This is a genomic window from Pedococcus sp. P3_C7 (assembly GCF_056402615.1).
Genome location: NZ_JBFUHC010000007.1, coordinates 144,027 through 160,898 on the forward strand (window position 1 = coordinate 144,027; position 16,872 = coordinate 160,898).

Annotated in this window: 16 protein-coding genes; 10 read left to right on the top strand and 6 right to left on the bottom strand. The window is 69.3% G+C overall.

Annotated features, from left to right (window positions below; all coding sequences use genetic code 11):
• Window positions 1-21: 21 nt before the first annotated feature.
• The 5 genes from AC1DS4_RS11290 to AC1DS4_RS11310 form a co-directional block, all read right to left on the bottom strand.
• Window positions 22-840: a carbohydrate ABC transporter permease gene (locus tag AC1DS4_RS11290; protein ID WP_477614609.1), complete on the bottom strand. Its 819-nt coding sequence runs from the start codon at window positions 838-840 to the stop codon at window positions 22-24.
• Between the two features lie 16 nt (window positions 841-856).
• The gene (locus AC1DS4_RS11295) at window positions 857-1,726 is read right to left on the bottom strand and encodes a carbohydrate ABC transporter permease (RefSeq protein ID WP_477646042.1); all 870 of its coding nucleotides are present in this window, start codon (window positions 1,724-1,726) and stop codon (window positions 857-859) included.
• Window positions 1,630-3,042 carry a sugar ABC transporter substrate-binding protein gene (locus AC1DS4_RS11300; protein ID WP_477646039.1) on the bottom strand — a complete coding sequence of 471 codons (1,413 nt, stop codon included), beginning with the start codon at window positions 3,040-3,042 and terminating at the stop codon, window positions 1,630-1,632. Before AC1DS4_RS11300 ends, AC1DS4_RS11295 begins: the two co-directional genes overlap by 97 nt.
• Before the next feature lie 80 nt (window positions 3,043-3,122).
• Window positions 3,123-4,151, bottom strand: coding sequence for a LacI family DNA-binding transcriptional regulator (locus tag AC1DS4_RS11305; protein WP_477614154.1), 1,029 nt, complete (start codon window positions 4,149-4,151; stop codon window positions 3,123-3,125).
• Between the two features lie 144 nt (window positions 4,152-4,295).
• The gene (locus AC1DS4_RS11310; RefSeq protein WP_477614155.1) at window positions 4,296-5,237 is read right to left on the bottom strand and encodes a sugar-binding transcriptional regulator; all 942 of its coding nucleotides are present in this window, start codon (window positions 5,235-5,237) and stop codon (window positions 4,296-4,298) included.
• Between the two features lie 125 nt (window positions 5,238-5,362).
• Between AC1DS4_RS11310 and AC1DS4_RS11315 the strand changes: the two genes are divergently transcribed.
• The 7 genes from AC1DS4_RS11315 to AC1DS4_RS11345 all read left to right on the top strand — a co-directional run bounded on the left by AC1DS4_RS11315 (window position 5,363) and on the right by AC1DS4_RS11345 (window position 13,131).
• Complete coding sequence (locus AC1DS4_RS11315) at window positions 5,363-6,727, top strand: ABC transporter substrate-binding protein (protein WP_477614156.1); 1,365 nt, start codon at window positions 5,363-5,365, stop codon at window positions 6,725-6,727.
• Window positions 6,727-7,668, top strand: coding sequence for a carbohydrate ABC transporter permease (locus AC1DS4_RS11320; RefSeq protein ID WP_477624538.1), 942 nt, complete (start codon window positions 6,727-6,729; stop codon window positions 7,666-7,668). Before AC1DS4_RS11315 ends, AC1DS4_RS11320 begins: the two co-directional genes overlap by 1 nt.
• A complete protein-coding gene (locus tag AC1DS4_RS11325) occupies window positions 7,665-8,510 on the top strand; it encodes a carbohydrate ABC transporter permease (protein WP_477614158.1) in 846 nt (281 codons plus the stop codon). The genes AC1DS4_RS11320 and AC1DS4_RS11325 overlap by 4 nt, the downstream gene beginning before the upstream one ends.
• Window positions 8,507-10,042 carry a mannitol dehydrogenase family protein gene (locus AC1DS4_RS11330; RefSeq protein WP_477624539.1) on the top strand — a complete coding sequence of 512 codons (1,536 nt, stop codon included), beginning with the start codon at window positions 8,507-8,509 and terminating at the stop codon, window positions 10,040-10,042. The genes AC1DS4_RS11325 and AC1DS4_RS11330 overlap by 4 nt, the downstream gene beginning before the upstream one ends.
• A gap of 4 nt (window positions 10,043-10,046) precedes the next feature.
• A complete protein-coding gene (locus AC1DS4_RS11335; protein ID WP_477632840.1) occupies window positions 10,047-11,069 on the top strand; it encodes an NAD(P)-dependent alcohol dehydrogenase in 1,023 nt (340 codons plus the stop codon).
• 83 nt (window positions 11,070-11,152) lie between these two features.
• Window positions 11,153-12,565, top strand: a complete 1,413-nt coding sequence (locus AC1DS4_RS11340; protein WP_477624541.1) for a xylulokinase — start codon at window positions 11,153-11,155, stop codon at window positions 12,563-12,565.
• A 77-nt stretch (window positions 12,566-12,642) separates the two neighbouring features.
• On the top strand, window positions 12,643-13,131 hold the full coding sequence (locus tag AC1DS4_RS11345; protein WP_477614162.1) for a cupin domain-containing protein: 489 nt from the start codon (window positions 12,643-12,645) through the stop codon (window positions 13,129-13,131).
• Between the two features lie 3 nt (window positions 13,132-13,134).
• Here AC1DS4_RS11345 and AC1DS4_RS11350 read toward each other — a convergent pair whose 3' ends face one another.
• Window positions 13,135-14,724 carry a PucR family transcriptional regulator gene (locus AC1DS4_RS11350; protein ID WP_477624542.1) on the bottom strand — a complete coding sequence of 530 codons (1,590 nt, stop codon included), beginning with the start codon at window positions 14,722-14,724 and terminating at the stop codon, window positions 13,135-13,137.
• Window positions 14,725-14,826: 102 nt separating this feature from the next.
• Between AC1DS4_RS11350 and AC1DS4_RS11355 the strand changes: the two genes are divergently transcribed.
• The 3 genes from AC1DS4_RS11355 (at window position 14,827) to AC1DS4_RS11365 (ending at window position 16,860) form a co-directional block, all read left to right on the top strand.
• Entirely contained in the window at window positions 14,827-16,095 is a 1,269-nt protein-coding gene (locus tag AC1DS4_RS11355) for an NAD(P)/FAD-dependent oxidoreductase (protein WP_477624543.1), read from the top strand.
• A gap of 158 nt (window positions 16,096-16,253) precedes the next feature.
• Window positions 16,254-16,553 (top strand): metal-sensitive transcriptional regulator, encoded by a 300-nt coding sequence (locus AC1DS4_RS11360; protein ID WP_477632841.1) that lies wholly within the window; start codon window positions 16,254-16,256, stop codon window positions 16,551-16,553.
• Window positions 16,554-16,641: 88 nt separating this feature from the next.
• Entirely contained in the window at window positions 16,642-16,860 is a 219-nt protein-coding gene (locus AC1DS4_RS11365; RefSeq protein ID WP_477624544.1) for a heavy-metal-associated domain-containing protein, read from the top strand.
• Window positions 16,861-16,872 lie beyond the last annotated feature (12 nt).

Genomic DNA, 16,872 nt, shown 5'->3' on the forward strand with positions numbered 1-16,872 from the left:
GCGGCCCACCGGTGACGGCGGTTACTTGATTCCGGTGGTGGCGATTCCTTCGATCACGCGTCGCTGGAAGACCAGGAAGACTGCCAGCACCGGGACGACGACGACGGTGGCTCCGGCCAGGAGCAGGCCGTACTGCGTGGAGTTCTGACCGGTGGAGTAGAGCGCGAGCGCCACCGGCAGCGTGTAGGTCTTCTCCTGCTGGGCGACGACCAGCGGCCAGAGGAAGTTGTTCCAGCTGCCGAGGAAGGTCAGGATGCCCAGGGTTGCCAAGGCCGGTCCGGCCAGCGGGAGGAAGATCTGCCGGAAGATCCGCAGCTCGCCCGCGCCGTCCACCCGGCCTGCGTCGAGCAGGTCGCGGGGGAGGCCGAGGAAGAACTGCCGCATGAGGAAGACACCGAACGGCGTCGCCAGGAACGGCAGGATCAGGCCGGGCAGGGTGTCGATGAGCCCGAGGTTGGCCACGAGGACGAACAGCGGGACGAACATCGCCACGCCCGGGATCATCAGGGTGCCCATCACCACCATGAACAGGATCTTCTTGCCCTTGAAGTCGAGCATCGCCAAGGCGTAGCCGAGCATCGAGCAGAACAGCAGGTTGCCCGCCGTGACGCAGGCCGCCACGACCGTGGAGTTGAAGAAGTACTGCTTGAAGTTCAGCCGGGAGAAGAGCTGCGTGTAGTTGTCCAGGGTGGCCGTCTGCGGCCACCAGGTCGGCGGGCTCTGGAGCAGCTCACCCTGGGTCTTGAAGCTGCCCAGGATCATCCACACGAAGGGTGCGATGACCATCACCATGAGCACGGACAGGAGTGCGTAGAGCGCGTACCGGCCGCGCGAGCTCATTCCAGTCATGACGACCTCACGTGTTGTCACGCAGCAGGCGGAACTGGACGGCAGCCACGATCGCGATGACGACGAAGATGATGTAGCTCATCGCGGCGGCATAGCCGTAGTTGCCGAAGCCGAACTGCTTGTAGGTGTACATGGACATCGAGATGGTGCTGTTGAGCGGGCCACCGTTGGTCATGACGAACGGCTCCTCGAAGAACTGGAGGTAGCCGATCGAGGTGGCCACGGACACGAAGAGCAGGGTGGGCCGCAGCATCGGGAGGGTGATGTGGCGGAACCGCTGCCACGCACTAGCTCCGTCGATCGAGGCTGCCTCGTGGAGCACCCACGGCACGCCCTGCAGACCGGCCAGGAAGATGATCATCGCGGTGCCGAAGTTGCGCCACGCCGCCATCAGGATCAGGCCGGGCATCGACCAGTGCGGGTCGCCGAGCCAGTTCGGGCCGGTGATGCCGACCCAGCCCAGCGCGGTGTTGATGAGCCCGAAGTCCTCCTGCAGGAGGAACCGCCAGACCACGGCCACAGCGACGATCGAGGTGATCACCGGCAGGTAGAAGCCCAGGCGGAACGCCGACCGGAACCGGGTGATCCCTCGGTCGAGCGCGACTGCCGCCGCGAGCGCGATGCCCAGGGTCAGAGGCATCCCGATGACGACGAAGTAGGCCGTGTTGAGGACCGACTTGCGGAAGACGGGGTCGGAGAACGCCTTCGCGAAGTTGTCGAAGCCCACGACGTTGACCGAGAACGGGCTGCGCAGGTCGCGTGACTTGGTGTCGGTGAAGCTCATGAAGAGCGACTGGATGACAGGCCACGCGGTGAAGACGAGGAAGAGCAGGCAGAACGGCAGTGCCAGTATCCACGCTGCCGGCCCCTCACGCAGAGCTCGCCTCGCGGCGCCACCCCCGCGGGGGGRCGGGCGACTCGCGCCCTGCCGATCGAGTCAGCCTGCTGCTGCACGGTCTTGAGGGCTGCAGCGGGGTCGGCGCCCTTCTTGGTGACCTTCTCCATCTCGGTGTCGAAGCTGGCGACGACCTGCTCCCACGTGGGGAAGCTCGGCGGAGCCTGGGCCGTCTCGAGCTGCTTGCCGAACACGGCGAGCTTGGAGTCAGCGGTGAGGGCCGGGTCCTGCCAAGCGGACTTGACCGCGGGGAGGTCGGTCGAGGACTGGTACCACTTGACCTGGGTCTTGGGGTCGCTCAGCCACTGGATGAACTTCCAGGCAGTGTCGCGCTGCTTGGACTTCTTGAAGACCACGAGGTCCGAGCCACCGACGAAGGACGACGACTTGGTCTTGGCCGGGATCGGCATGACGTCGTACTTGTCCTTGAAGCCGGCGCCGCCGACCTTCTCGACCGCGGACATCATCCACGGACCCGAGATGAACATCGGCACCTTGCCGCTGGCGAAGTCGGGCTCGGTCGTCGGGGTGGCCGGAGCAGCCTTGTCCGAGATCCCGTCGGTGAAGTAGCTCTGGTAGTACTTCACGGCCTCGAGCACCTCGGGGCTGTCGAAGTTGTAGGCCTTGCCGCCGTCCTTGGTGAGGTCGGCGTCGTTGGACCAGCCGAACGGCATGATCGACTGCCAGGAGCCGACACCGCCGGCCTGGAAGCCCATGCCGTACTTTGCACCGGCCTTGGTCTGCATCGCCTTGGCCATCGACTTCAGGCCCTCCCAGTCCGTGGGGGCGGTGTCGAAGCCGGCCTTCTTGGCGAGGTCCTTGCGGTAGTAGACGAGACGGGTCTCGACGTACCACGGGACGCCGAAGGACGTGCCTCCGACCTCGGTCGTCTTCTGGGCGCCGTCGAAGAACACGGACTTGTCGATCGACGGAGGAGTGGGGTCGAGCGCGTCGTTGCCGGCGAACTCACCCATCCAGGTGGTGCCGACCATCGCCGCGTCCGGGGTGGTGCCGGCCGTGATCGCGGTCGTGAACTTCTGGTACGCCGCGTCCCACGGGATCGCGGTGACGTTCACCTTGGCGCCGGGGTTGGCGGTTTCGAACTCCTTGGCGAGGGCGGGGAGCTTCTCACCCTCTGCACCCATCGCCCAGACGGTGATGGTGCCGGTGGCCTTGCCTGAGCTGACGTCCTTGCCTGTCTCTTTTGCGGTCGAGCCTGCGTCACCACGGCCGCAGGCCGTCAGGGTGAGCGCTGCGGCGGCAATCGTCGCGACCGCCATGGCGGAGGTGCGTCTCATCGGTTTTCTCTCTTTCATCGGGGGAAAGGACTAACGGCAGTTGTGCTTCTGGAGGCATGGGGTATGCCCAGCCGGCTGGGTCAGCCGGGAGCGGCTCGGGGCTTGCAGCCGCAGGAGGATCGGATGACCACGCTGGTCGGGATGACCCGAGGGGCGTCCCCGACGGGCGCACCGGTGATGCGCTGGTGGAGCCGGTCGGCGGCCAGGGCGCCGAGCTCACGGACGGGCTGGCGCACGGTGGTCAGGCCGGGCTGGACGTAGCGAGCCGTCATGACGTCGTCCCAGCCGACGATCGCGAAGTCGTCAGGGACGACCTTGCCGCCTTCGCGCAGTCGCTTCATCACGGCCAGGGCGAGCTCGTCGTTCGCGCAGACGAGCGCGTCAGCCGAGAGGTCTCCTGACAGGAGCCGATCGGCGAGGGCGGTGCCGTCGACCTCGCGCAGCGCGATGCGCACCGGCTCTGCCGCGACGAGGCCAGCCGACTCGTGGGCGGCCACGAAGCCGGCATAGCGGTCCCGGACGTCCGGACCTGAGGCGGGGTCACCGATGAAGCGGATCCTGGTGCGACCGTGGGCCAGCACGTGGCTGGTGATCTCGGCGGCGCTCCCGGTGTTCTCCGAGGTGACGCTGTCGATGTCCGGGCGGGCGTCTCCGGCGATGAGGACGACGGGCTTGGAGCCGTGCAGCGCGGTCACGGTGTCCTCGGGAATGGCCGCCGAGCCCAGCATGGCCAGGCCGTCGACGCGGGTTGCCAGCCTGCGGACAGCGCGGACGAGGTCGTCCTTGCCCTCGGCCAGCATGAGCACGACGCTCTGGCCGAGCTCGGCCGCGCGGGACTCGAAGCCCATGAGGAGCTCGGAGTAGTACGGGCCGGAGAGTTCGGGGAGCACCAGGCCGTGGGCTTCGTGGTGTCGCACTGCGAGGCTGCGGGCGGCTGCGAGGGGCACGTACTTGAGCTCGTCGGCCGCCTCGAGGACCCGCTGACGGGTCTTCTCGGACACGGCGGTGGACCCCTGGAGGACCCGGGAGACCGAGGCGATGGAGACACCGGCACGCTCGGCGACGGAGTAGATCGTCGTCCCGCTGGTCGGTGTCGAACCGGTCGCCACAGGTCTGCCTCTCATCGTTGAAAGCGCTTACATCTGTTCTCGACCATGCCAGCACGTGGCGATTAGCGCAAGAGGAGAGGCTCGCGAGGCTTGTCCTCACAGGCCCGAATTGACCGGATCCAGCCCTCGCAGACGGGTTCCCGCTCAGCTCGCGAGCAGCACGTCCGCGAGGGTGGCGTCGACGACCAGGCCCTGGACCAGACCGCCGTCGAGAGCGGCTCTGACCGCCTTCGCCTTGGAGGCGCCGGCGACCACGGCGATCACCTCGGGCACCCCGGCGAGGTCGTCGGGATCCACGGTGATCAAACGCGCAGCGACCTTGGGCCGCAATGCTTTTCCGTTCTTGTCGAAGAAGATCCCGGCCAGCTCGCCGATGACTCCCCGGCTGGCGAGGTCCCGCTGCTCCGCCTCGTCGAGGAGGTCGTGGATGGTCGACTGTCCGCGCTCCCAGGCTCCGATGCCGACGACTGCCTTGGTCACGAGCGACGCCCTCGCCAGGCCGTCCAGCACCGCGGGTTGGCGACGCAGCGCATCGGCGCTGGATTTGGTGTCGAGAACAAACGGGGCATAGAAGACATGTGCCTTGCCACCGGACAACCGCGCGGCCCGCCGGACGATGTCCACGGCACTGCTGTCGAAGTCGGGCAGGGCGATCGCCCCGGTCAGCTGGACCACCTCCACCCGCGGGAGGCTCGTCAGCGCGGCGACCACGGCATGCACGTTGCGCGACCACGGCAGCCCGAGGACGTCGCCGTCCACCAGGACCTCCGAGAGCAGGTCTGCGGCGGCGCGGCCCAGCAGGTGTCGGACCGCGCCGGTGTCGGCGTCGGCCGTGTCCACCACGACGGCGTGAGCCAGGCCGAAGCGCTCCTGGAGCCGCGCCGAGGCGTCGACGTCGAGGGACCCCTGCCGGACGATCTCGATGCGGACGAGCCCCCTCTCCCGTGCCGCCTCCAGCATGCGGGCGACCTTGAACCGGCTGATGCCGAGCTCGTCGGCGATCTCGACCTTCGACTGGTTCTGCAGGTAGTGGCGGCGGGCGACGGCAGCGAGCATCACCAGCTCGGCGGGGCCGTCGTCGATCACGTGCACATCCTTGCCGTTGACAGGTTGGCGTCGCGAGGATTTACTCGTCTTACTCGTTTGGGCATCATGGCGCTCATATGAGCAGTAGTCAAACTGACGCCGTCAATGGCGACGGAGGAGGACGCGTGCGAAGTCGAAACTCCAGGGCCACGCTGGTCGCGGGGGCGACCGGCCTGGCGCTCAGCCTGTCGGCCTGTGCCGGGTGGGGCGGAGGCGGCGTGGGAGGCGGTGGCGCGAACAGCATCAACGTCCTCATGGTCAACAACCCCCAGATGGTCGACCTCCAGAAGCTCACGGCCGACAACTTCACCAAGGAGACCGGCATCCGGGTCAACTTCACCGTGCTGCCCGAGAACGACGTCAGGGACAAGATCAGCCAGGAGTTCTCCAGCCAGGCCGGCCAGTACGACGTGGCGTCGTTGAGCAACTTCGAGATCCCGATCTACGCCAAGGCGAAGTGGATCGCGCCGCTCGACTCCTACCTCGCGTCGGACACCGAGTTCGACCAGGCAGACATCCTCAAGTCGATGACCACCTCGCTGTCGAGCGAGGGCAAGGTCTACGGCGAGCCGTTCTACGGCGAGTCCTCCTTCCTCATGTACCGCAAGGACGTCCTCGCGGCGAAGGGCATCACGATGCCGGCCAAACCCACGTGGCAGGAGGTCGCAGACATCGCGGCCAAGGTCGACGGCGCGGAGCCGGGCATGCGGGGGATCTGCCTGCGCGGCCAGCCCGGCTGGGGTCAGCTCTTCGCCCCCCTGACCACCGTGGTCAACACGTTCGGGGGGGCTTGGTTCACCAAGGACTGGACCCCCGGTGTCGACTCCCCCGAGTTCAAGGAGGCAGTCAGCTTCTACGTCGACCTCGTGCGGGCCCACGGTGAGAAGGGCGCACCGCAAGCGGGCTTCACCGAGTGCCTCAACAACCTCGTTCAGGGCAACGTGGCCATGTGGTACGACGCCACGTCTGCCGCTGGATCCCTCGAGGCGGACGACTCCCCCACCAAGGGCAAGTTCGGCTACGCCCCGGCTCCCGTGGTGAAGACCGACTCCTCCGGGTGGCTCTACGCCTGGTCCTGGTCCATCCAGCAGGCCAGCACCAAGAAGGACAACGCCTGGAAGTTCATCTCCTGGGCCAGCGGGAAGAAGTACGAGAACCTCGTGGGCAGCAAGATCGGCTGGACCAGCGTCCCCGCGGGCAAGCGTGCCTCGACCTACGAGAACCCCGAGTACCTCAAGGTCGCCTCGGCCTTCGCCGACCCGACCAGGGCGGCCATCGAGGCCGCCGATCCGGTGAACCCCGGCGTGCAACCCCGGCCCGCCATCGGGATCCAGTTCGTCGACATTCCCGAGTTCCCCGATCTCGGGACCCAGGTCAGTCAGGACGTCAGCTCGGCGATCGCCGGCAAGACGTCGGTCGACGACGCGTTGAAGCGGGGCCAGCAGCTCGCCGAGGACGTCGCCGAGCGCTACCAGGCAAGGGGGCAGTGATGTCGTCCACGACCGCCAGCAGAAGCACGACGGCTGCCGAGCCATCGGTTCCGAGCAAGGCACTCCAGCGCTCCGGCGACTGGGCACGGCGGGCGCCGCTGCTGCCTGCGCTCATCTTCACGATCCTGATGACGCAGCTTCCGTTCGTCGCCACGATCGTCATCTCGTTCATGAACTGGAACGCCTACTACCCGGACGAGCGCGGCTTCGCCGGCGTCGACAACTTCGCCCGGGTCTTCACCGACACCAACACCCGCAAGGCCGTCTGGGTCACGATCCTGCTGACCGTCTCGGTCGTCCTGATCTGCCTGGTGCTGGGCTTGGGCATCGCGCTGCTGCTCGACCGCAAGTTCCGCGGGCAGGGCGTGGTGCGCACGATGATGATCACGCCGTTCCTCATCGTTCCCGTGGCTGCGGCCCTGCTGTGGAAGCACGCGCTCTACAACCCTGAGTACGGCCTCTTCAACGGACTGCTCAAGACTCTCTTCGGCGACAACGCGCCGCAGCCCGACTGGATCACCAACAACCCACTGGCCGCCATCATCGCCGCGCTGGTCTGGCAGTGGACGCCGTTCATGATGCTGATCCTGCTGGCAGGGCTGCAGAGCCGACCCCTGGACGTCGTCGAGGCCGCACGGATCGACGGGGCCAGCAGCTGGCAGATCTTCACCACCATGACGCTCCCGCACCTGCGCCAGTACATCGAGCTGTCGGGTCTGCTCGGAGCGATCTACGTCGTGCAGAACTTCGACCACGTCTTCACGATCACGTCCGGCGGTCTCGGCACGGCCAACCTGCCGTACTTCATCTACCAGACCTTCTACACGGCGCAGGACTACGGCCGGGCGTCGGCTGCCGGCGTCGTCGTGGTCATCGGCACGATCATCATCGCGACCGCAGCGTTGCGGACCGCGTTCAGCTTGTTCCGGGAGGACTCATGACCATCACGACGCAGGAGATCAACCACGCGAAGCCTCCACGCAGCGGCGTGCTCCTCTCCGCCGCTGCGTGGATCGTGGGCATCCTCTTCGCCCTCCCCGTGCTGTGGATGGTCCTGACCTCCCTGCACAACGAGAACGACGCGGCCAAGAACCCGCCAGACTTCTTCGCGCCCCTCTCGCTCGACGGGTACCGGTCCTTCTTCGACGCCGGACCCTGGCCGCCACTGCTCAACTCGCTGACCGCCAGCGTCCTGTCGACCATCCTCGTCCTGCTGCTGGCCTTCCCCGCCGCCTACGCCCTGTCGATCCGGCCCGTGAAGAAGTGGACAGACGTCCTGTTCTTCTTCCTCTCGACCAAGATGCTGCCGATCGTGGCCGGCATCCTGCCGCTCTACCTGTTCGCGCAGAAGGTCGGCCTGCTCGACAACATCTGGTGGCTGATCCTGCTGTACACCTCGATGAACCTCCCGATCGCTGTCTGGATGCTCCGCTCGTTCCTGGCGGAGGTGCCGGTCGAGATGCTCGAGGCCGCCTCGGTCGACGGCGCGAGCCTGACCAGGACCCTCAGGGACATCGTCGCGCCCGTCGTGATGCCGGGCATCGCCTCGGCAGCGCTGATCTGCTTCATCTTCAGCTGGAACGAGCTGCTCCTGGCCCGGGTGCTGACCAGCACGGTGGCGGGAACTGCTCCTGTGTTCTTGACTGGGTTCGTGACCAGTCAGGGACTGTTCCTCGCCAAGGTGTGCGCCGCGTCCTTCGTGGTGTCGCTGCCAGTCCTCGCCGCCGGGTTCGCGGCCCAGGACAAGCTGGTGCAGGGCCTGTCGATGGGCGCGGTGAAGTGACGGAGACGTCTCCGGCCACCCCCTCCCCGATCGCCTTGTCCCAGAACACCCTCGGTGAGCTGGGCCAGGAGGTGCGCCGGCCGGCATACGACCGCTCGAAGGTCACCGCGAGCATCGTGCACTTCGGCGTGGGCGGCTTCCACCGCGCGCACGAGGCGATGTACCTCGACGCCCTGATGAACGAGGGCCTGGCCCTGGAGTGGGGGCTGTGCGGCGTCGGGGCGCTGCCGCACGACCGCAGGATCATCGACACCCTGCGGGCCCAGGACGGGCTCTACACGCTCGTCGTCAAGCACCCTGACGGCCACCGCGAACCGCGGGTGATCGGTTCGGTGATCGAGGTGATGTTCGCGCCCGACAATCCCAAGGCCGTCGTCGACCGGCTCGCCGACGACCAGACGCGGATCGTCTCGTTGACCATCACCGAGGGCGGCTACCTCGTCAACCAGACGACCGGTGAGTTCGACGCGTCGGACCCGTCGATCCGGGCCGACCTCGCGGCTGACTTCGCCGGAGGCGGCTCTCCCGCAACGGTTTTCGGGTTCGTCACGGCGGGGCTGGACCGTCGGCGCACCGAGGGACGTGCGCCGTTTACCGTGATGAGCTGCGACAACCTGCCGGACAACGGCGACGTCGCGAAGCGGATGATCTGCGCCTTCGCGCGGCTCAAGGATCCCGGGCTCGCGGACTGGATGGAGGCCGAGGTGGCCTTCCCCAACTGCATGGTCGACCGGATCACACCGGTGACGACCGCGCACGACACCGAGCGGCTGGCCGAGGACTTCGGCGTCGCCGACGGCTGGCCCGTGGTGTGCGAGCCGTTCACCCAGTGGGTGCTGGAGGACCGCTTCGGGCAGGGGCGTCCGCCGTTCGAGCGGGCCGGCGTCCAGATGGTCGACGACGTGGTGCCCTACGAGCTGATGAAGCTCCGGCTGCTCAACGCCAGTCACCAGGCGCTGTGCTACCTCGGCTTCCTGGCGGGCTACCGGTACGCGCACGAGGTCTGCCAGGACCCGCTCTTCGCGTCGTTCCTGTTGTCCTACATGGAGCGCGAAGGGACCCCGACCCTGCCGGAGGTGCCGGGCGTCGACCTCGACGCCTACCGCCACCAGCTCGTCGAACGGTTCGCGAACCCCGAGGTGCGCGACACCCTCGCCCGGTTGTGCGCCGAGTCCAGCGACCGCATCCCCAAGTGGCTGGTCCCCGTGATCAACGCCAACCTGCGCAGTGGCGGCGAGATCGAGCTGTCCGCGCTGGTGGTGGCCTCGTGGGCCCGCTACGCCGAGGGCGTGGACGAGCGGGGCAAGCCCATCGAGGTGGTCGACCGGCTCAAGGACCGGGTGATGGCCGCGGCGGCCAGGCGCCAGGACGACCCGCTCGCCTTCCTTCGCGACCGCGACCTGTTCGGGGACCTGGCCGACGACGAGCGCTTCGCCGCGGCATACCTCCACGCCCTGGACCGGTTGCACACGCTGGGGGCACGGGCGACGCTGGAAGCCTGGAGCGCCACGGCAGGCGCCGGAGAAGGGTGACCCGATGCGCGTCGCAGTGCTGAACCGGCCCGGCGACGTCGAGGTGGTCGAGCGGCCCACACCCACCCCTGCCGCCGACGAGGTCCTGGTCCGTGTGCACGCCGTCGGAGTCTGCGGCTCGGACACGCACTACTTCGACCACGGGCGGATCGGACGCTTCGTCGTGGAGTCGCCGCTGGTCCTCGGCCACGAGGCGTCGGGAGTCGTCGAGGCGGTGGGCGACGACGTGGACCGCGCCCGCGTGGGCCAGCGCGTGTCGATCGAGCCGGGGGTCCCGTGCCGCGCGTGCGAGCAGTGCCTGGGCGGGCGCTACAACCTGTGTCCCGACATGCGGTTCCACGCCACACCCCCGGTCGACGGGTCGCTGGCCGAGCTCGTGACGATCCACCACGCCTTTGCCCATCCGGTTCCCGACTCCGTGAGCGACGAGGCCGCGGCGCTGCTCGAGCCCCTCTCGGTCGGGGTCTGGGCCTGCCGCAAGGGTGGGGTGGGCGCCGGGTCGCGGGTGCTGGTCACGGGCGCCGGACCGATCGGCCTGGTGTGCGTCCAGGTGGCCCGGGCGTGCGGCGCGAGCGAGATCGTCGTCGCCGACCTCCACGAACAACGGCTCGCCGTGGCGACCGAGCTCGGCGCGACGCGCACCATCGCCTCCGGTGACCAGACCATCACCGCCGGGTATGCCGGTCGGCGGGCTCCCGACGTGCTCCTCGAGTGCTCGGGGCACCCCGGCGCCACCGGGGACGGCATCCGCGCGCTTGCTCCGGCCGGTCGGGCGGTGCTGGTCGGGATGGGTGGCGACGAGCTTCCCCTGCCCCTGTCCGTCGTCCAGGAACGAGAGCTCGTCGTCACGGGCACGTTCCGCTATGCCGGCACCTGGCCCACCGCCATCGCCCTGGCGGCCTCGGGCCAGGTCGACCTGGAGCGGCTCGTGACCGGCAGGTTCACGTTGGCCGAGACGGCGGCTGCCCTGACCGCGGCGCGGGACAGCCCGGGTGCGATCAAGTCCGTCATCACCCCTCAGCGCTGACCCCACGCCCTTCACGCCTCGACCTTCAACCCCTCGACCCTGGTCAGCCGAGCGGACGCCGCACCATCGACCCGGAGGAATCCATGACCGACGCCCCACGCACCCTCGTCGCAGGGGTCGACTCGTCCACGCAGTCGACCAAGGTCGTGGTCTGTGACGCCGCGACCGGCGAGATCGTGCGGACCGGCAGGGCACCGCACCCCGACGGCACGGAGGTGCACCCCGACCGGTGGTGGGAGGCCTTCGGGGCGGCGACGACCGACAACCTCCTCGAGGGCGTGTCCGCGATCTCGGTCGGAGGCCAGCAGCACGGCATGTGCGCGTTGGACGAGTCCGGCGAGGTGGTCCGGGACGCACTGCTGTGGAACGACACCCGCTCCGCGCAGGCCTCGCGCGACCTCGTGGAGGAGCTGGGGTCGGCGACCTGGGTGGAGCGCACCGGTTCGGTGCCGGTGCCGAGCTTCACCGTCACGAAGGTGCGGTGGCTGGCCGAGCACGAGCCACAGAATGCCGCGCGCGTCGCCCAGGTCGTCCTGCCCCACGACTGGCTGACCGGCCAGATCCTCAAGCAGGGGAACGCTTTCGACTCTCACGTGACCGATCGCGGCGACGCCTCCGGCACGGGTTACTTCTCGGCGGCGGAGGGGAGCTATCTGCCCGACCTCCAGCTCCTCGCCTTCGGCCGCGAGTTCGGCACCCCGCGCGTGCTCGGGCCGTCCGAGGCAGCGGGCACCACCGATGCCGGGGTGGTCGTCGGGCCGGGGACCGGGGACAACGCCGGCGCGGCCCTGGGTCTCGGGCTGCGGCCCGGAGACGTGGTCGTGTCGCTGGGGACGAGTGGCGCCGTGTTCGCGGACTGCCCCACCCCGGTCAAGGACCTGCGTGGTGACGTGGCCGGGTTCGCCAGTGCCTCGGGCGGGCACCTGCCCCTGATGTGCACGCTCAACGCCGCCCGGGTGCTGACCGCGGCAGCCCAGCTGCTGGGCACCGACCTGCCCGGCCTGGACCGGTTGGCCCTGCGCGCCGAGCCCGGCGCCGGCGGCCTGACCCTGCTGCCCTACCTCGACGGAGAGCGGACGCCTAACCTGCCCGAGGCCACCGGCACCCTCGGCGGGATGACCCGCGCCAACACGACACCGGAGAACCTCGCCCGCGCCGCGGTCGAGGGGATGCTCGCCAACCTCGTCGCCGGGGTGGACGACCTGCGCGACCTCGGCATCCCGGTCCAGCGGGTGCTGCTCATCGGTGGTGCGTCCGCCTCGGCAGCCGTGCGCGCGGTGGCTCCGAGCCTGTTCGGCGTGCCCGTGGCCATCCCCGCGCCGGGTGAGTACGTCGGGCTGGGAGCCGCCCGGCAGGCCGCGTGGGTCCTCAGTGCGGCCGACGAGCCGCCGTCGTGGGACGTCCGGATCGAGGCGACCCTCGACCCACCGGAAGACGAGCGCGGCGCAACAGTGCTGACGCGCTACGCCGAACTGCTCGGGACGGTCCACCCCTGATCGGCAGGGGGACTCGTCGACGACGCCGCAGCGCCTTCCGGCACGCGCCACCGCCTGACCCGGGCAGGATGGCTCGCATGAGCTATCCACCGCCCCTCTACGACGGCACCACCGGCGAGGTCAGCGCGACCATCCGCCTCAGCGACGCGGCGCCAGATGTCATCTACCCCAACGGAAACCGGGTCCACTACCTGTCGACCGGCGACTCGACGGGCCGGCTCTTCGGCCTGTACCGCTGGGAGTTCGCTGGCCCGCCCAGCGGTCCGGACTCGCACTTCCACAAGACCATCGCCGAGTCGTTCTACATCCTGTCCGGCGAGGTGAGCATCTTCGACGGGAACCGCTGGAACGTCACCCGCGCGGGTGACTACGCCCATGTCCCGCCGGGCGGCCTGCACGGCTTCCGGAACGAGTCGGGCGCCGCCTCGATGCTGCTGCACTTTGCTCCTGGCGCACCCCGGGAGGCCTACTTCGAGGGACTGGCCCGCGTCGCCGCCGGCGAGACGATGACCGAGCAGGAGCGTGACGAGTTCATGCGCTACCACGACAACTACTGGGTGGACTGACGACTAGGGCCCGGACTGGGCCGCCGCGATCTGGAGGCGGACCGCGAGCCGCACGGTCGCGTCCTCGAGGTCGAGACCGGCGAGGTCGGCAATGCGGGCCATCCGGTAGCGCATCGTGTTGGGGTGCACGTGGATCGACCGGGCAGCGCGGGTGGGCGCCCCCGGGTGGTCCAGCCAGGCGGCGAGGGTGAGCAGGTAGTCGCTGTGGTGCTCCGCGTCGTGGCCCAGCAGCACCTCGAGGGGCCCGAGCGGGTCGCCGACCAGCGTGCTGGCCGCCCGCGCGACCGTGACCTCGGCCCACACCTCCTCGTGCGACACGACGGGGGGTCCCTGTCCCGCCGAACTTCCCTGTCCCGCCGAACTTCCCTGTCCCGCCGAACTTCCCTGTCCCACCGAACCGCCCTGTCCCACCACGCGATCCGTCTCCTGCGCCTCGCCTCGCGAGCGCTCCAGCTCCCCCGGCGTGTATGCCGTACGGCCGGCTCGCGCGGTCAGTGCCACCGCCTCGTCACGCGCTTGGCCGACCACCGAGCTGAGCCAGCCCCACGTGCCCGGTGAGTCGTCCTCGGAGTCGCGCACCACGGCATACCCGCGGCCGTCGAGGTCGGCGAGCAGCGGCTGGTTCCACGCGTGCCGACGGCACACTGACTCCCAGAGGTCGAGCAGGCGGACGGGGTCACCCTCCCCGCCGAGCGCGACGACGCGCCACGGACCTGGGGGCAGCCAGTCCTCCGCACCCGCGACGTTGCCGGACAGGACACCGCGCAGGCGGTCGGCCGCGACGCGGCGTGAGAGGTCGGCCTGGGCGCGCAACCGCAGCAGGTGAAGGGCAACCACGGACGAGGTCTGGACCAGCTCGGTGACGAGGGCCGCGGGCGGGCGCTCCTCCACCACGGCCCAGATGGAGCCCAACCACTCACCGCCGGCGCGCACGGGGATGACCAGCCGGGGTTTGGTGCCTCCCGAGGCCGGGACGTAGACGGGCTCCGCCGACCGGGCGAGCCGTCGGAACACGCCTTGCGCGCGCAGGGTCGCGAGCACCTCGTCGGGCACGCGCCGACCCACGATCGTCGACACGCGGGCGGGGTCGGCGAGGTCCTGGCGTGAGGAGTAGGCGAGCACCCTCGACTGGGCGTCCTCGATCGTGACGGGGGCGTCGACCAGGGCGGCCGCCGCGTCGGCGAGCGCGAACAGGTCGTCCTGCACCGGTGCGTCGTCGCGCCGCCCCGGTCCGACCGCCGCCCTGTCGATGACGCCACGCAGCAACCAGACGAGGTGGGCCCAGGACGCCTGTTCCGCGAGCTCCACCAGGGCGATCCCACTGCGCCGGGCGCGGTCGCGAACCGTGCGCCGCCGGGCTATGCTCCGCCGGAGCACCACCCCTCCGGCGCCGGCCGACGCGGCGCGTTGCACGAGGTCGGAAGCGGCCTCCGCCGACTCCACCCCCACCCCCAGGACCAGGTCGCCCGGCTGGCCCACGATGCCCTGAGCCGGTTCGGCGATGGTGAGGTCGTCGACCTCGGCGCCGTCACGCTCGACGCCCAGGGCAAGGAGGCCGCCGAGGGCGGCCACGAGGTCGGTGACGGCAAGCACCCACCCAGCATCGCGCGGGTTGTGTCCTCAACACAAGCGAATGGATCTGATTCGTGCTGTTGGGACAAGGCGGCATACCCGTCGTCCTGTCACTCTCGATGCATGGCTCCCATCACCGCAGCAGGTCTTCCCGTTCCCCAGCGCGTCGCCGTCGTCGGCGCCGGCATGGTCGGTCTGTCCACCGCCTGGTTCCTCCAGGAGCACGGTGTCGAGGTGACCGTCCTCGACCGCGAGGGTGTCGCCGCGGGTTCGTCGTGGGGCAACGCCGGGTGGCTCACGCCGGGCATCGCGACGCCGCTTCCGGAGCCGGCCGTGCTCAAGTACGGCCTGCGCGCCGTCCTGTCGCCGTCCTCGCCGGTCTACGTGCCGCCGAGCGCCGACCCCAAGTTCCTCAAGTTCGTCACCGGGTTCACCAAGAACTCGACGATGAAGGCCTGGAAGAAGGCCATGGGCTCGCTCGTGCCGGTCAACGACCTGTCGCTCGAGAGCTTCGACCTGCTGCGCGACGGTGGTGTCCAGGCCGACACCCGTGAGGCCAAGTCGTTTCTCGCGTCCTACCGCACCGAGGCCGAGCGCGTGACCCTGCTCGAGGAGATCGAGCACATCCACGCCGCCGGGCAGGACATCGAGTTCGACGCCCTGACGGGTGACCAGGCCCGCACCATCGAGCCGAGCCTGTCCGACGAGATCGGCGCGGCCATCCTGCTCAAGGGCCAGCGGTTCATCGACCCCGGCACCTACGTGCACGCGCTGGCCGACTCGGTGAAGGCGCGCGGCGGCAAGATCATGGATGCCTCGACGGTCGCCGACATCCGCGACACCGGCGCCGGCGTCGTTGTCACCACGGCCGAGGGTTCGGTCGAGGAGTTCGACGCGGCGGTCCTCGCGACCGGTGCCTGGCTCGGCAAGCTGGCTCGTCAGTTCGGCGTGAAGAACGTCGTGCAGGCCGGCCGCGGGTACTCCTTCTCCGTCGCCATCGACCACGTGCCCAACGGTCCGGTCTACTTCCCGGCCCAGCGCGTCGCCTGCACGCCGATCGGTGACCGGCTGCGCGTCGCCGGGATGATGGAGTTCCGCAAGCCCGAGGCCGCACTCGACCAGCGCCGCATCCAGGCCATCGCCGAGGCCGCCCGCCCGCTCCTGCGCGGCGCCGACCTCGACAACCGCCAGGACGAGTGGGTCGGCTCGCGCCCGTGCACCGTCGACGGCCTGCCGCTCATCGGCGCCACCAAGTCGCCGCGCGTCTTCGCCGCGGGTGGTCACGGCATGTGGGGCATCACCCTCGGCCCGGTCACCGGTCGACTCCTCGCCGAGACCATGGTCACCGGCAAGCAGGTCGAGCAGCTCAAGCCGTTCGACCCGATGCGCTGACACCCTTCCCCCGAAGCGTGCAGCAACCTTTGCTAACAAAGGTTGAGTGATGGCGGACAGGTTGCAACCTGTCCGCCATTCATTTTCCTTTGCTGGCAAAGGTTACTGCGGTGGGGGCGGGGGGTTGACTGGATACCATAGGGGGGTATGGTGTGTGCATGAGTGAGAGCGAAGCGCAGCCCGGGTACCACGACCAGAAGGACAGCCACCTCAAGCGACTGCGCCGCATCGAGGGCCAGGTTCGCGGGCTGCAGCGCATGGTCGAGGAGGACAAGTACTGCATCGACATCCTCACCCAGGTGTCCGCGGCGACCAAGGCCCTGCAGTCCTTCTCGCTCGAGCTGCTCGAGGAACACCTCGGACACTGTGTCGTCGACGCCGCCCGCAAGGGTGGGCCCGAGGCGCAGGAGAAGGTCCGCGAGGCCTCCGACGCGATCGCCCGACTGGTCCGTTCCTGAGCCCGCTGGCACGACAGCCCGCCGCACGACCATCTCGGCGGCACCCCCACCACCGCGACACCACCGCGACATCAGCAAGGAGCACCACATGGGCACCCAGAACTTCGCCGTCGACGGCATGACCTGCGGCCACTGCGCGAGCGCCGTGACGGAGGAGCTCACGGCGCTCGACGGCGTCACCGACGTCCGGGTCGACCTCGTGGCCGGCGGCACCTCCGCCGTCACCGTCGACGCGACGCGCGAGCTCACCCCTGCCGAGGTGGCGGCTGCCCTCGACGAGGCGGGCAGCTACAGCCTCGTGCCGTGAGCTCCCCCAGCA

Coding starts and splice junctions, on each gene's coding strand:
- AC1DS4_RS11340 (WP_477624541.1), top strand. CDS start 11,153: ATGACCGACGCCCCACGCACCCTCGTCGCAGGGGTCGACTCGTCCACG.
- AC1DS4_RS11355 (WP_477624543.1), top strand. CDS start 14,827: ATGGCTCCCATCACCGCAGCAGGTCTTCCCGTTCCCCAGCGCGTCGCC.
- AC1DS4_RS11320 (WP_477624538.1), top strand. CDS start 6,727: ATGTCGTCCACGACCGCCAGCAGAAGCACGACGGCTGCCGAGCCATCG.
- AC1DS4_RS11335 (WP_477632840.1), top strand. CDS start 10,047: ATGCGCGTCGCAGTGCTGAACCGGCCCGGCGACGTCGAGGTGGTCGAG.
- AC1DS4_RS11290 (WP_477614609.1), bottom strand. CDS start 840: ATGAGCTCGCGCGGCCGGTACGCGCTCTACGCACTCCTGTCCGTGCTC.
- AC1DS4_RS11325 (WP_477614158.1), top strand. CDS start 7,665: ATGACCATCACGACGCAGGAGATCAACCACGCGAAGCCTCCACGCAGC.
- AC1DS4_RS11365 (WP_477624544.1), top strand. CDS start 16,642: ATGGGCACCCAGAACTTCGCCGTCGACGGCATGACCTGCGGCCACTGC.
- AC1DS4_RS11360 (WP_477632841.1), top strand. CDS start 16,254: ATGAGTGAGAGCGAAGCGCAGCCCGGGTACCACGACCAGAAGGACAGC.
- AC1DS4_RS11345 (WP_477614162.1), top strand. CDS start 12,643: ATGAGCTATCCACCGCCCCTCTACGACGGCACCACCGGCGAGGTCAGC.